General features: G+C 51.7%; 11 protein-coding genes. 7 read left to right on the plus strand and 4 right to left on the minus strand.

Annotation, left to right across the window (positions count from 1 at the left end; all coding sequences use genetic code 11):
* The first annotated feature begins 68 nt into the window (after window positions 1–68).
* Window positions 69–533 (plus strand): hypothetical protein, encoded by a 465-nt coding sequence (locus ABD852_RS12515; RefSeq protein WP_345029350.1) that lies wholly within the window; start codon window positions 69–71, stop codon window positions 531–533.
* 58 nt (window positions 534–591) lie between these two features.
* Here ABD852_RS12515 and ABD852_RS12520 read toward each other — a convergent pair whose 3' ends face one another.
* The 3 genes from ABD852_RS12520 to ABD852_RS12530 form a co-directional block, all read right to left on the minus strand.
* Window positions 592–1,614, minus strand: coding sequence for an aldo/keto reductase (locus ABD852_RS12520; RefSeq protein ID WP_345029353.1), 1,023 nt, complete (start codon window positions 1,612–1,614; stop codon window positions 592–594).
* Window positions 1,615–1,711: 97 nt separating this feature from the next.
* Window positions 1,712–2,602: a UbiA family prenyltransferase gene (locus tag ABD852_RS12525; RefSeq protein ID WP_345029359.1), complete on the minus strand. Its 891-nt coding sequence runs from the start codon at window positions 2,600–2,602 to the stop codon at window positions 1,712–1,714.
* A gap of 26 nt (window positions 2,603–2,628) precedes the next feature.
* Complete coding sequence (locus tag ABD852_RS12530; protein ID WP_345029361.1) at window positions 2,629–3,447, minus strand: carboxylesterase family protein; 819 nt, start codon at window positions 3,445–3,447, stop codon at window positions 2,629–2,631.
* Window positions 3,448–3,504: 57 nt separating this feature from the next.
* Between ABD852_RS12530 and ABD852_RS12535 the strand changes: the two genes are divergently transcribed.
* A complete protein-coding gene (locus tag ABD852_RS12535; RefSeq protein ID WP_345029362.1) occupies window positions 3,505–4,626 on the plus strand; it encodes a type III polyketide synthase in 1,122 nt (373 codons plus the stop codon).
* A gap of 129 nt (window positions 4,627–4,755) precedes the next feature.
* Entirely contained in the window at window positions 4,756–5,820 is a 1,065-nt protein-coding gene (locus tag ABD852_RS12540) for a TerC/Alx family metal homeostasis membrane protein (RefSeq protein ID WP_345029364.1), read from the plus strand.
* Window positions 5,821–5,858: 38 nt separating this feature from the next.
* Here the strand turns inward: ABD852_RS12540 and ABD852_RS12545 are convergent, their stop codons facing one another.
* Window positions 5,859–6,881, minus strand: coding sequence for a radical SAM/SPASM domain-containing protein (locus tag ABD852_RS12545; RefSeq protein WP_345029365.1), 1,023 nt, complete (start codon window positions 6,879–6,881; stop codon window positions 5,859–5,861).
* Between the two features lie 217 nt (window positions 6,882–7,098).
* Between ABD852_RS12545 and ABD852_RS12550 the strand changes: the two genes are divergently transcribed.
* The 4 genes from ABD852_RS12550 (at window position 7,099) to ABD852_RS12565 (ending at window position 13,864) form a co-directional block, all read left to right on the plus strand.
* Window positions 7,099–8,220: an NAD(P)/FAD-dependent oxidoreductase gene (locus ABD852_RS12550; RefSeq protein ID WP_345029366.1), complete on the plus strand. Its 1,122-nt coding sequence runs from the start codon at window positions 7,099–7,101 to the stop codon at window positions 8,218–8,220.
* A gap of 169 nt (window positions 8,221–8,389) precedes the next feature.
* Window positions 8,390–8,941 (plus strand): RNA polymerase sigma factor, encoded by a 552-nt coding sequence (locus tag ABD852_RS12555; RefSeq protein ID WP_345029370.1) that lies wholly within the window; start codon window positions 8,390–8,392, stop codon window positions 8,939–8,941.
* A gap of 369 nt (window positions 8,942–9,310) precedes the next feature.
* The gene (locus ABD852_RS12560) at window positions 9,311–10,363 is read left to right on the plus strand and encodes a FecR family protein (RefSeq protein WP_345029373.1); all 1,053 of its coding nucleotides are present in this window, start codon (window positions 9,311–9,313) and stop codon (window positions 10,361–10,363) included.
* Between the two features lie 75 nt (window positions 10,364–10,438).
* Window positions 10,439–13,864, plus strand: coding sequence for a SusC/RagA family TonB-linked outer membrane protein (locus ABD852_RS12565; protein ID WP_345029376.1), 3,426 nt, complete (start codon window positions 10,439–10,441; stop codon window positions 13,862–13,864).
* The last annotated feature ends 99 nt before the right edge of the window (window positions 13,865–13,963 follow it).

The following is a 13,963-nucleotide window of genomic DNA, read 5'->3' on the forward strand; positions in this document are numbered from 1 at the left end:
TGAGAGATGAGCCCTCAAACCTCAAACCTCACACCTCATACCTATCCCTCACACTTCATCATATAAATATGCGGTATTTCTTCACTTTGCAATATGTAACCCTTCTGACCTTGCTGGGCGGGGCGCTTGCCGGATGCTGTACCAAAAAGATGTGCATCGGCGCGGATAACATGGATGGGATCGCGTTTAATAATTTCGACGACGCTGCTGAGCTGGATACCATTGTCGTAAAAAAATACAACAAAGGTTCCGGGATGGTCACGCCAATAGACAGCTTTGTCACTCTCCCGGTTTTCAGTGGCGCGATAAATCCCTCGCAGCGAGTTGTTCTTTCCCAAAAAATGACGGACAATTTTGACTACCGCATAGAAATCCCGGGAGCGGGCAGGATCTATGACGTAACGAATTTCGTTGTCAAGAAAAAAGGGTGTAATTCCGGTTTCCTCTGCAACGACACCTACCGCGCGCTGGAAAGCTACCGCGTAAACGGAAAAACGATGGAAGGCCAATGGCAAGTGGTATTGTACCGGTAGGTGTGAGGTGTGAGAGATGAGCCCTCAAACCTCAAACCTCACACCTCATACCTATCCCTCACACCTTCACCGGATTCAATTTCAAATTGTTTCGCTGGTGCCAGTACGGGTAGATCGGTGAGGTTTGGCTTGCTGCGTCGAGACGTTTGACTTGCTCGGCCGTGAGGTTCCAGCCGATTGCTCCCAGGTTGCTTCGGAGTTGGGCTTCGTCCCGCGCCCCGATAATCACGCTGCTCACGGTAGGGCGCTGCAAAACCCAATTCAGGGCTACCTGGGCAATGGTTTTACCGGTTTCTTCGCTGATCGCCTCCAGTTCGTCGGTGACACGGAACAGTAGTTCATCCGTGAGCGCCGCTTCCGGAACGGGGCTTCCGCCTTCTGCTACCCGACCGGCGGTAGGCGCTGATTTCTTCCTCCCGAATTTCCCGCCCAGTCGTCCGCCGGCCAGGGGACTCCAGACCAGGGCGCCTACTTTTTGATCCAGCCCGAGCGGCATGAGCTCCCATTCGTACTCACGGTTGGTAAGCGAATAGTAAACCTGGTGGGCCACATAACGTTCCCAGCCATGAGCCGACGACAGTGCGAGCGATTTCATCAGGTGCCAGCCGGAGAAATTGGAGGCAGCGATATACCGTATTTTCCCGCTCGAGATGAGGTCGTCAAGCGTACGGAGGGTTTCCTCTACCGGTGTGATCCCGTCAAAACCATGCATGTGGTAGATATCAATGTAGTCGGTTTTCAGCCGGCGTAAGCTGCCTTCTACCTGCTGCAGCAAATGGTAACGTGAAGAACCCTGGTTATTAGGAGGTTCGCCGAATGTGAAAGTTCCTTTTGTTGAAATAATCAGCCGATCCCTCGACACGGGGAGTGACGCGCCGAGTATCTGTTCGGACATACCCTGTGAATAGGTATTTGCGGTGTCAAAAAAGTTTACCCCGTGCTCGTAACAAATTGAAAGTAGCCGTCGGGCTTCATTCTGGTCGGTACTGCCCCAGGCCTTGAACCAGTCGACCCCGCCAAAAGTAGCGGTGCCGAAGCAGAGAGCGGGTACAAATAGTCCGCCTATTGGTCTGTATTCCATATTGTGCTATGTTTAGATAGTCAGTAAACCGGAGGTATAGACCGGATGCCAATCCCCGGTGCGGTTCAAAGTAGTTCGTTTTGAATTACAATGTCAATCAAATGCTGCGATTGAGCAAGATCAGGCAGATAAAAAATACGTTCAGCCCCGCGCTCGCCAGCGCGTTAAACCGCATGGTATGGCTGTAGTTGGCTTCCGTATGGTTTGTCTTCACCCTGAACCACCAGTAAGACAAATAAACTACCGCGGGCAGCATAAAAGCGTTGAACAGAAGCCACCGCTCCGGCTGTCCTTTCGAAAGGTACCAATAGGTGAACCCGCAAAAGGAAAGTGAGAAAAACAGGACGGCATGCAGAAAGGTCCCCCTGATTCCTACCAGCCGGCTGTAAGTAAGGTCGCCGTGTTTCTCGTCTTCCTCGTGCTGGTAAACCTGCGTCAACGGGTATACCGCTGTAAGGTTGATCGAACAGAGCAACGCCGGGAAGAGAACGGAAAATCCGTTCAGGTCGCTTAAGTCAAGCCGGGAGATTGCCGCCCGGCAGGCGATGAACGTATAGAGACCCTGGAAAAGTGCCACTACCAGCAGACTTGTAACCGGGTAGCGTTTCAGCCGGATGGCAGGGTGGCTGTACGCTTTTGAAACCAGTCCGTATACCACCACATACACCGTAAAAAACCAGCCCAGGTGCAGCCAGGCGGCCCCTGCTATCGCGGCTGCATCCATCAGGATTGCCGTATACAACAACCCCCGGGAGGTCGGCGGCGGGTTGCGGATTAACCCGATGCTTCCCTCGTCCCGGTCGTAGTAGCTGTTGTAGGCGTTGCTGGCCGGGAAAAGCAGGAAATGCAGGATAAAGAATACCCCCAGGGCTTTTTCGCCGGAGGCCGGCGCCGATTCGCTCAACGCGAAAAAGTAGACCGGGGCCAGGAACAGTGAAAACGGGAGCCGGAGGTGAACCAGGATGTTGGTGAGCGGCTTGCTGATCATTTGACCGGGCTTACAGGCAGTCTTGGTTACTTTCTCTTTTGCGCAAACAGCCAGGGGAGCAATTCCGGCTCGGAAAAAGCTTTGTCCCAACTATTGTGATTCAGACCAGGATATTCAGTGTATTTGACCTTCCCTCCGGCCGCTTCAATGGCCTTGACCATACTTCTCGAAAAGTCGGCATGCACGACATTGTCTTCACTGCCATGAAAGACCCACAGCGGGAGCTTCCGGGAAAATTTCCTGACCTGGGTAGTATCGCCGCCACCACAAATGGGTATGGCTGCGGCAAAAACCCCGGGATGCCGGCTAATGGCCTCAAAGGTACCCATGCCTCCCATCGACAATCCCATGATATAGCGCCGTTTCCGGTCTATTTTATACAGCTTGTCAAGCTCTTTCACAAGTTCCATTACGGCTGCCAGTTGCGGAGTTTCCCCGCGCGTTACATAGTCATAGGCAAACTTGTATTTGGGCTGGTTCCGGTCAATTTTAGCGGAAGCCCAGTAACCTTCTTTCGCACATTGCGGAAATACCACGATTGCAGGGAAATCGGCGCGTTTTTGCAGAAAGAGCGCGGAGCCGTGGACCAGTTGCGCCTTATTGTCGTTACCGCGCTCTCCAGACCCGTGGAGAAAAAGCAGGAGGGGGTATCTTTTGGACGGGTCAAAGTTTTCAGGCAGGAGCACGCGGTAGGGAAGCTCCACGCCATTTTTTGCCGTATATTTTTTGGCTTCGAATTGGTCAGCCTCCTGTGCTGCAGATGGCACGACAGTTCCGGCAACCAACACCCAGATCAGCAAAAAATGTAACAACGGTTGCCGCGAGGCAAAAAAAGGAGATTTCATCAGGGCGGTGTTTGCGTAAGAGCGGATTTTTATAATTTAGACCACAAAACAAATGGTATGCCCAAATATAAGGATTGCAGGGGATTTATTACGGGGTTGGGCGTGAGTGTTCCGCCGCATCGTTTTTCGCAGGCGGGGGTAGGCGGGTTCATGAAAAGGCACATGCTCCTGGATGAAAAGTTAGGCAGGTGGGTCGATCTCTTGGTGAAGCAGTCGAAAATTAATTTCCGTCATTCTGTAATCCCGGACTATGGGACAGGGACCGGCGGTTACCAATTTTTTCCGAATAACGAATCGTTGACTCCTTTTCCGGGCGTAAGCGCGCGTATGAAGGCCTATAAGCAGCATGCACTTCCCCTGGCGGTGTCTGCTGCGGAAAAATGTATGCGGAGCGCCGGGGGTACCGGTGAAATCACGCATCTGATCGTGGTAAGTTGCACGGGAATGTACGCACCGGGTCTGGATGTCGGGTTGGTCGGTGCGCTGGGTCTGCCGGGCTCCGTTTCCCGAACCTGTATCAATTTTATGGGGTGTTATGCTGCGTTCAACGCTTTGAAAGTGGCATCTGCCATCGTCGGGGCCGATGACCGGGCCCGGGTGCTCCTGGTTTGCGTCGAGTTGTGCTCGCTTCATTTTCAAAAAGAAAGTGCAGAAACCAATCATTTGCTGACCAACATGCTTTTCGCGGATGGCGCGTCGGCTGCCCTCGTAGAGGCTGTGCCGTCGTCGGGAAAGCCTTCGTTCGCAGTGGTGGACTATGCTTCGGACCTTTTCCCAGAGGGGAAGGATGAAATGACCTGGGAAATATCTGACTTCGGTTTTGCCATGAAACTGACAGGGCATGTCCCGGAAGTGCTCCGGAATGGCGTAGGAGGGGTATTGGAACGGCTGCTTCAGGCAAATAACACGGGTATGGGGGAGGTTCGGCACTTTGCATTTCACCCCGGCGGCCCCAGAGTACTCGAAGTCCTGGAGAAAGCCTGCAACATTTCCCCGTCTGCCAACCGGTGGGCCTATGAAACGTTGCGCGACTTTGGCAACATGTCGTCCGCCACACTTTTTTTTGTATTGCAGAAAATAATGGAAAACGAGGTGATTAAGGCGGGAGACCTGGTGCTTTCGGCTGCATTTGGTCCCGGCCTCACTTGCGAGTCGGCCTTGCTACGCGTTACCGTTTGAATGCCCGGCAAACCGTATAACAGGGGTTTCACGGACCTCATGGAGTATTTTGGGGCCTGACCCTCCAGACCGCCGTTATGTGAACCGATTTCAGCTATATTTGTTGTTCAATTTTGCAATAACCGACTTATGCTATCAAATGAAGTAATCTTTTTCGCGGGTTTCATCGCCGTCATATCCATGATGCTGCTGCTGGACCTGGGGGTTTTCAGCAAAACCGATCACGAGGTAAAGTTTAAGGAAGCCGCCATTTGGACCCTCGTCTGGGTGGCTATGTCAGTCGGCTTTTATTTTATTATCAGGACCCACGGTGACCTCGTCCACGGTGTGGAGGACTTTACCGGGCTTTACCACATTGCCGAGAAATATGCACCGCACCTCAACCTGATTCCGGGTAATTTCGAGGAAAGCCTGGAGATCTACCGGCAAAACATGGCCACGGAGTATATCACCGGGTACCTTCTGGAATACGCGCTTTCAATTGATAATATCTTTGTTATCATCTTGATTTTCACCTCCTTTAACGTTGCACCTAAATACTATAAAAAGGTTCTTTTCTGGGGAGTGCTCGGCGCTGTAGTGATGCGCTTTGTGTTTATCTTCGTAGGATCGGCCCTTATTCAGCAATTTAGCTGGATCATTTATGTATTCGGGCTTCTACTGGTGTACCAGGGTGGGAAGATATTCTTTGAAAAAGACGATGACGAGGCAATTGACCCGGGAAAGCACCCGGTCGTGAAATTCGCTTCCAAATACCTCCCCGTTTTTCCACGCTATGTGAAAGAACATTTTTTTGTGCGTACCAAGGCCGGGAAGTTCTTTTTTACGCCTCTGTTCGTAGTGGTGCTGATCATTGAATTTACCGATCTTATTTTTGCCGTTGATTCCGTACCCGCCGTGTTTGCGGTTACCAAAGACCCGTATGTGGTCTTTTTCTCCAATATTTTCGCCATTATGGGGCTCAGGTCAATGTTTTTCTTCCTGAGTAATATCGTAGGGCTGTTCCGCTTCCTCAAATACGGGTTGGGCGTTCTGCTCGTCTTTATCGGCGGCAAAATGCTTGCCCACAGTTACCTGGAGGAAATCGGGTTTAAAACGGTGTACTCTTTGTATGTGATCCTGGGAATTCTCGCAGTCAGTGTATTGGCATCGGTATTGATCCCTGAAAAGAAAGAAGAGACGGTACGCGGATAATACCGGGTGAAAGACTTTGGGCCTGGCTTGAAACAAGTTCAGGCCCAAACTTTTGTTCCCTCTGTGCAGTTTTTACACATTTCTATCTCGCTACGGTCTTTGATAAGCTGCCTGCGGAAGTTCGTGTAGGTCGGTCCGTTCCATAGCTCCCGGAAGCTTTGTTCCCTGACATCTCCCATTTTATACTCGGCGTCTTTGTCGAAACAGCAGGGAACTACCGCGCCGTCCCAGGTGATGACACAGGAATGCCACATTTTCCAGCAGTGATCAAGCAGCGCGTTTTTGATGCTGTAGCGCCCGTTTTGCTCCTGCTGGTAGCGCGCGTATTTTTCAATGGTCGGAATGAGATCCGACCCGTTTTCGTAATCGTAAATTTGGGCCGTTTTGTAGGCTACTTCATCGACCCCGATCTCCGTCGCCAGCTGCCTGACCTCGTCAATCTGATGCTCGTTCGGCTTCACCACCAAAAACTGGAAAATAACATGCGGGGTGCGCGATTTGAGTTCCTTTTTCCATTTGACAATATTTCGGGCGCCTTCCAGTACCTTGTGGAGCTTTCCGCCTACCCGGTATTGCTGGTAAACGTCCTGGGTAGTGCCGTCGATGGAAATAATGAGGCGGTCAAGCCCGGATTCAACCGTTCTGCGGGCCTTGTCGTCGCTTAGGTAGTGGGCGTTGGTAGAAGTGGCTGTGTAAAGGCCTTTGTCGGCGGCGTACCGCACCAATTCAAAAAACTTCGGGTGTAAATAGGGTTCGCCCTGGAAATAGAAAATGAGGTAAAGCAACGTGTCTGCCAGCTCGTCTATCGTTTTTTTGAACAATTCGGGGTCCATCATCCCGGTGGGCCGGGTGAATGAGCGAAGCCCGCTGGGGCATTCCGGGCACCTGAGGTTGCACGAAGTGGTGGGTTCAAATGAAAGCGCAATGGGCAGGCCTTTTTGGCTGGGCTTGCCAGAATAGCGCGAATAGTAGAAGCTTCCCAAAACTTTCAGGGCGTTTAGCGCTCTTTTTGGGGTTACTTTTGATAGGAAGTTAAGCCCGTCCCGCCAGTTCCGGTTCATTGGTTTCTAATTGGAATCTTGGTTGTGATAGCGATGCGCGTGTGTACACCTCCTCATTGAACAAACAAAGCTAGAAAAAAATCCCCTTTGCCCCGGCTTATTCGGGAATACCCCTGGGAATTTAAACAAATGCGCCGGCGGGTTTCGTCTCCGGAAATAATGGTCGGGCGCTTTTCAGCAGCCGGGTATTGGCTATATTGTGGACAAAAATGACGGAATGGATGCTACGGTGATTGTTGCAGGAGGCGGGCTGGCCGGGATGGTGGCAGCGCTTGAACTGGTCCGCGGTGGCGCCGACGTGCTCGTCATCGAAAAACGCGGGTACCCGTCCTACAAAGTCTGCGGCGAATATGTCTCCAATGAAGTCAGGCCCTATCTTGAAAGCCTGGGTCTGGACCTGGAAATGCTGGGGGCAGTCAATATCTCTACTTTGTCGGTTACCACGCCGAGAGGGACCGAGCTGACTCAAACGCTTGATTCGGGCGGGTTCGGACTGAGCAGGTTTGTGCTGGATCACAGTCTCTACCAACTATGTGTGGCGGCCGGCGTGCGTTTCCTTTTGCATACCTCCGTTGCGAAAACAGAGGAGAAAGCGGGCTGGACGGAGGTTTATACCAATTATGGTGATTGCCTGAAAGCCAGGTTGGTGATTGGCGCTTATGGCAAGCGAAGCGTTCTCGATTCGCGCATGGGGCGGGACTTCGCCACGCGACCTTCCTCTTATATGGCAGTAAAATATCACGTAGAATTTGATCAGCCCGACGCGCTGATAGCGCTTCATAATTTTGAAAACGGTTACTGCGGCATTTCCGCAGTTGAAGACGGGAAAAAATGCCTTTGTTACCTCACCCACCGGTCAAACCTGAAGAAAAGCGGCGGCAGCATTCCCAAAATGGAAAAGGAAATTCTGGGGGTGAATCCGCATCTCCGGCGCATTTTTGGAACGGCGCGGTTTTGCTATGAAAAGCCGTTGGTGATCAACGAAATTTCGTTTGCGCCCAAGAGCAGCGTAGAAAATGGTTTGTTCATGGCAGGTGACGCAGCCGGACTGATCACGCCGCTTTGCGGAAACGGGATGGCTATGGCCATCCACAGCGCGAAAATCCTCAGCGGACTGGTAACCCGTCACCTTAAAGAAGAACTTACCGGATCAGAATTGGCGCAGCTGTATCGCCGCCGGTGGCAGCAGGTCTTCGGAACGCGTTTGCGTGTCGGCCGGATGGTCCAGGGAGCCTTTGGAAAAAGCGCGGTTACCGAAGTCGTTATCAGCCTCCTCCGGCAATTCCCCTCAATCACAGGCAAAATCATAGCGCTCACCCACGGAGAAGACATAAGGTAGGAGAAATAACCCTCACAACACCTCACCCCTCACCCCTCAAACCTCACACCTCAAACCTATTTCACCGAAAGTATTAATAAATTATTTTAATAACTTAATTTTGGGATGTTGATTTATTAACACCAGGATTTAGAGAGAAGTGTACGGAGCGGATTCTGATTGGTTGGCTTTGAAAGCCGGAAGCCGGGAAGCTTTTGAAAAGCTCATCCGGGTGCATTACCAGGAGTTGTTTGTTTATGGCCGGCGGTTGATCAATCATCCTGACTTCGTCAAGGACTGTATTCACGACCTTTTTGTGCATATCTGGGAAAAGCGTTCCAGTATTGGGGATACGGATAATGTCCGCTTGTATTTACTCAAGAGCCTTCGCAATCGTATCGTGAAACAGATCCGGAAGGATACCCGGATGGTCGGGCTGGTGGAAACCGCCGGGCTGGACGGGAATGAAGCCGAATGGTCGGCTGAAGAAACCATTGTACATTCTGAAAATGCCATGCTGACCACCCGTAATGTGGAGCTGGCACTGCATACGCTGACCAACAGGCAGCGGGAAGTAATCCATCTGCGCTACTACAAAGGAATGTCGAACGAGCAGATTGCGTCGATCATGAATATTTCCAAGCCGGCCGTAGCGAACCTGATTCATTCCGGCGTTAAGTCGCTTCGGACGGTCTGGAAAACTTTTTTGCTTCTTTTTGTATCTCTGTTTTCTTCCTTATGAGAAAGAAGTTTTTTGCCAAAACACCTTGGAATAGAAATGACAAATAGATGTTGTCAATGGAAGTCAATGGTAGTCAATAGTAGCCGGAGGCTACCGCCCGGACGGTCATCCTGAGCGCAGCGCAGCGGAGTCGAAGGATCTCCTGTTGGTACTAAGAAGCCTGGTGGAATAGATTGAGTGCAGGGAAAGGGAGATTCCTCGGCTGCGCTCGGAATGACCATCCGGTAGGTGCGCCCCCATGCATCGTGTTGTCAATGGTAGTGGGTTATCGTGGCGTATTTCCGGTAAGTAAAAAATATTTCTCAAAAATTTAATGATAATCCGAAGGGTCCGGGATTACATCAGTGTATTCGGACTTTTTTGGCTTGAATGGAGAAATATTACGCTTATTCCTTTCCGGATTTTTTGTCGGACCCGGAGTTTCAGCTCTGGGTAAATAGCGGTTGTCCCGCAGACCACGAGGTTTGGGGGAAATTCCCTGTCATCCTGCCTGACCGGGCGGCCGATTTTTATCGCGCCGTAGAGGTAGTAAGCGAATTGTTCGATCCGGCTTTGCATCTGCCGCAGGCGGAGATGAACCGGGAAGTGGAGAGAATTCTGTCTGCAACCCGCCCCAAACACAGGATTTTCATGCCGGTACAACGGTGGTACTGGGCAGCTGCCACGCTACTGCTGTGTGGCCTGTGGTGGCTGAGCCGTCCGGCTGCGATCGGACCGCCGACTGCCTATCGGTATCTGAAGGCTGCACCTTCCGACGAAGTGATCGAAAAAATGAACGGGACCCATGAGGTGACCGCGTTCTGGTTGCCTGACGGCAGCCTGGCACAGCTGCACCCGGGAGCGAAGATCCGGTTTGCCGCCGCTGATTTTGACGACCATACCCCCAGGCGCGAGGTTTTTATGTCGGGAGACATCTTTTTTGATGTCGTCAGGAAAGACCAACAGCCGTTTCTGGTTTATACCGACTACCTGCAAACGCGGGTAGTGGGGACCAGCTTTTTGGTAGAAACTTCAACGGGCAAGGCCCGGGTAGTGGTGAAAACCGGGAAAGTGCTGGTATTGCCCTATAACGTTGACGAAGAAGCGGAGGTATCGCTTACTCCCAACCAAATGGTGACCTATAGCGGAGACCCCAATCAGCTGGTAAAAGACCTGGCAGAAAAGCCGGAGATACTCGTTGCGGCCAGAGATCAGGTCAGATTTGAGTTTGATAATACCCCTATCGGCGACGTTTTCAGCGAGTTGCAGCGCGCCTACGGTATCCCGATCCATATCAGCGGTTCGGCCCTGAAAAACTGCTTTCTCAGTGTAAGAATGGGGGAGGAGCCTTTTGAAGAAAAGCTGGAAATTATTTGCAGGACCATCGGTGCGCGCTTCGAAGTGCTGGATGGGGAAGTTACTGTCACCGGTGACGGGTGTTGAAAGAGCGCCGGCAGCAGATACATCTGATTTGACCTTGTATATACTTTTATTCGAATTCAATAACCTAATAAATCAATGCAAAATCGCTATCCGATTAGTGCCTGGTTGCTTGCCCGCGCCAGGTTCACATGTGTGCCGGTGTTGCTGATGCTGCTCTTTGCCGGAGCCGCTTCAGTGTATGCTGTTGATGCACAGGAATTGTTAAAAAAGAGGGTTTCAATTGCGCCGGGTACCCGTGAACTGACAAAGGTACTCCGGGAGCTGGAGCGCAATGCGGCCGTCAGGTTTTCTTACGTGCCTTCACTGGTCGCCGACAAAAAGGTAACGGTTAGCAACGGTACCGAGAGCCTGAGCACCATCCTGGACCAACTTTTGTCGCCGCATCAGCTGGCGTATGGCATTTCCGGGAATTATATCATTATCACGAAAGGGAGACAGCCCGAAGCCGGAAGGCAGGCGGACCTCCGGGATGGAGTAGGCGTTTCCGCCGAAAGGCAGCTGACCGGCAAAGTGGTGGATGAAAAGGGGGAATCCCTGCCGGGTGTAAGCGTCATGATTAAGGGCTCATCGCGTGGAACTTCCACCGATCTCGACGGAACATTCAGCATTTCCATACCGGATGACAACGCGGTTCTGGTTTTCAGTTTCGTAGGATACCTTAACCAGGAAATTACAGCAGGGACACGCACCTCTCTCGACGTGGCAATGCAGCCCGACAACAAAACACTTGAGGAACTGGTGGTAGTAGGCTACGGTACACAGAAAAAGGTGAACCTGACCGGTGCGGTCTCAACCGTTGATATCGCCAAAGAAACGCAAAGCAGGCCCATTACATCACTGTCTTCCGGTCTCTCGGGTTTGGCTGCCGGGCTGTACGTCAACCAGGGCAGCGGACGCCCCGGGAACGACGGTGCCACACTGCGGATCAGGGGCCAGGGTACGCTGAACAATTCGGATCCACTGGTGGTAATTGATGGTGTGATCGGGAATATGAATATGCTTAACCCGCAGGATGTGGAGAGCATTTCGGTTTTGAAAGACGCGGCTTCTGCAGCCATTTACGGTTCCCGGGCTGCGAACGGTGTGGTGCTGATCACCACGAAAAGTGGTAAATCAGGCGAGTTTAAAGTCAACTACAACGCGTTTTTCTCTTCGGCAAAACCTTCGAACGTGGTCAAAACCGTATCGAATTATGCCGATTACATGGAGTTGATGAACGAAGGCTTCCGGAACTCGGACCCTAATGCAAAGCCGACTTTCTCGCAGGCAAAAATAGACGAATGGCGGGCAAATGAAGGAGGCGATCCTCTGAAGTATCCCAATACCCAGTGGGTGGATGAAGTGTTTAAAAAGAACATGATGCAAAATCACAACCTGTCGTTCTCAGGCGGTAGTGAGAAGGTGAGGTTTTTTGGCTCTTTCGGTTATCTCAACAATCCCGGGGTGATTGAGCGGGCTACTTTCAGCCGCTATACCGGCCGGGTAAACCTGGAGGCAGACCTCAAGCCGTGGCTAACCCTCGGTACCCAGTTGAACGGCTCGTTTGACAATACCGATATCGGTTCCAATACGCTTAAGGACGTATTTACGTTTGCCGGGGCCAGCACGCCGGGTATTGTGCTGCGCGCACCCGACGGGCGTTTCGGTGGTCCCAACAACCCCGAAGAAGATCCGCAGACCAACAACGTGCTTCACAATCTGTACAACCAGAAGGGAGATATCAGGCATAACCGCATGAGTTCCCGCTTTTACGGGAAGCTGCGCCCGATGAAGGGGTTGAGTATCGAAGGGTCATTCAATTACATGTTTGACGATAGCCTTACCTATTCGCAGCCGGTTTTCAACAACCGCTGGGATTTTTACACCAACACGATTTCCCGGAATGCAGTGGGAAGAACATCCGTTAAAAACCAGAATGTCAAGAACAACAACTATTATATGGACGGGCTGGTCCGTTATGACACCAAGGTGCTGGACAAGCTGGACGTGAACGTGATGGTGGGAGCGAGCCAGGAATACACTAAAAATTTCTGGTTCGAGGCAAGCAAAATGGATCTCCTGGATCCGGGCCTCGGCGTTATCGACGGGGCTACGGTTGATGCCGCCGCCCAGGGCAATGCCTATGACTGGGCCATGCGCTCCTATTTCGGCAGGTTGAACCTGGGTTGGAACGACAGGTATCTTTTCGAAGCCAATCTCAGGAAAGACGGGACGTCTCGTTTCGCCGCAGGTAGTAGCCGCTGGGGCGTTTTTCCCTCCTTCTCTGCCGGCTGGCGTATTTCTGAAGAGTCGTTTTTCAAAGTGAACTGGCTGGACAACCTGAAATTGCGTGCCTCATATGGCTCCCTGGGGAATAACGCTGTAGGTAATTATGACTACATGGCTGTTTACAATGCAGCCAACTATGTGCTGAACAATGCGCTTTTCATTGGTCTTGCCCAGACTTCTCTTCCGAACCCCTTCCTCACCTGGGAGAGCACTTATATCACCAACATCGGTTTGGATTTTGATCTGTTCAATTACAAACTGACCGGTTCACTGGAAGCTTTCGACAAGAATACCAAAAACATTCTTATCGACCTTCCTGCTCCATTGGTGGTAGGAAATGCCGCAATACCCAAACAAAATGCTGCGCAGGTGCGTAACAAGGGGATGGAGCTGAATCTTACGTACCGCGACCGCGTCGGCGACCTGAATTACCGCATCGGCGGCAATTTTACCTTCGTTGACAACAAGGTGACCAGGTTTAAAGGAAAAGACCGGGCCATCAAAGGCAATGATCTGATCCAGGAGGGTTACGCCATCAACACGCAATACATTCTGAAAGTGGACCGCCTGATCCAGACCCAACAGGACATGGAAGCAGTGCAGGCGATTATCAATAACGCTCCCATTGACCCTGCGACCGGAAATAAAAGAAACCCGTTTGCCGCCTACGGTACACCTACCTACGGAGACTTGTTGTACCAGGATACCAACGGTGACGGCGTTATCAATGACGACGACAGGGTGACCATAGGTCATGGTAAGGCGCCACGGCTTTCTTACGGGGTGAACCTGGGTTTGGATTGGAAAGGCTTCGACTTTTCTGCTCTTCTCCAGGGAACTTCAGGGCTTCAGGTAGTCTGGAATGACCTGTACCATACCACCGGTGTGAGATGGGGCTATCAGATCAACCAGGAGGTGGCCGACAAGAGATGGTATACCGGGCGGACCGATGCTACCTACCCGCGCCTGCTCAATACCACAGATTCCCGGAACAACAGGGCCAGTGATTTCTGGCTGCAGAACAAGGCGTACCTCAGGTTGAAGAACATCCAGCTGGGGTATACGCTTCCGGCATCGGTAATAAAAGCGCTCAGGATTTCTACCTTCCGCATTTATGGCAGCCTTGAAAACTACCTGACTTTTACAGGTTACAAAGGTTTCGATCCGGAAGTGGACGGCACGCAATACCCGACGCTGAAGCAGGCGCTCGTGGGCGTAAACATCACATTCTAACCAAGAACATTCATGAAAAGGCGTGAATAGTGAGGTACTGGTTCTGCGGCGTCGGGTTAAAACGACCCAACACGCGCCGGTTGCGGCAGCTTAAGCCTC

Source organism: Ravibacter arvi (genome assembly GCF_039540405.1).
GTDB classification, from domain to species: domain Bacteria; phylum Bacteroidota; class Bacteroidia; order Cytophagales; family Spirosomataceae; genus Ravibacter; species Ravibacter arvi.

What these genes read in the sequence shown, in the direction of transcription:
- ABD852_RS12560 (WP_345029373.1), top strand. Translation starts at nt 9,311, where the DNA reads ATGGAGAAATATTACGCTTATTCCTTTCCGGATTTTTTGTCGGACCCG.
- ABD852_RS12535 (WP_345029362.1), top strand. Translation starts at nt 3,505, where the DNA reads ATGCCCAAATATAAGGATTGCAGGGGATTTATTACGGGGTTGGGCGTG.
- ABD852_RS12525 (WP_345029359.1), bottom strand. Translation starts at nt 2,602, where the DNA reads ATGATCAGCAAGCCGCTCACCAACATCCTGGTTCACCTCCGGCTCCCG.
- ABD852_RS12520 (WP_345029353.1), bottom strand. Translation starts at nt 1,614, where the DNA reads ATGGAATACAGACCAATAGGCGGACTATTTGTACCCGCTCTCTGCTTC.
- ABD852_RS12565 (WP_345029376.1), top strand. Translation starts at nt 10,439, where the DNA reads ATGCAAAATCGCTATCCGATTAGTGCCTGGTTGCTTGCCCGCGCCAGG.
- ABD852_RS12540 (WP_345029364.1), top strand. Translation starts at nt 4,756, where the DNA reads ATGCTATCAAATGAAGTAATCTTTTTCGCGGGTTTCATCGCCGTCATA.
- ABD852_RS12515 (WP_345029350.1), top strand. Translation starts at nt 69, where the DNA reads ATGCGGTATTTCTTCACTTTGCAATATGTAACCCTTCTGACCTTGCTG.
- ABD852_RS12550 (WP_345029366.1), top strand. Translation starts at nt 7,099, where the DNA reads ATGGATGCTACGGTGATTGTTGCAGGAGGCGGGCTGGCCGGGATGGTG.
- ABD852_RS12545 (WP_345029365.1), bottom strand. Translation starts at nt 6,881, where the DNA reads ATGAACCGGAACTGGCGGGACGGGCTTAACTTCCTATCAAAAGTAACC.
- ABD852_RS12530 (WP_345029361.1), bottom strand. Translation starts at nt 3,447, where the DNA reads ATGAAATCTCCTTTTTTTGCCTCGCGGCAACCGTTGTTACATTTTTTG.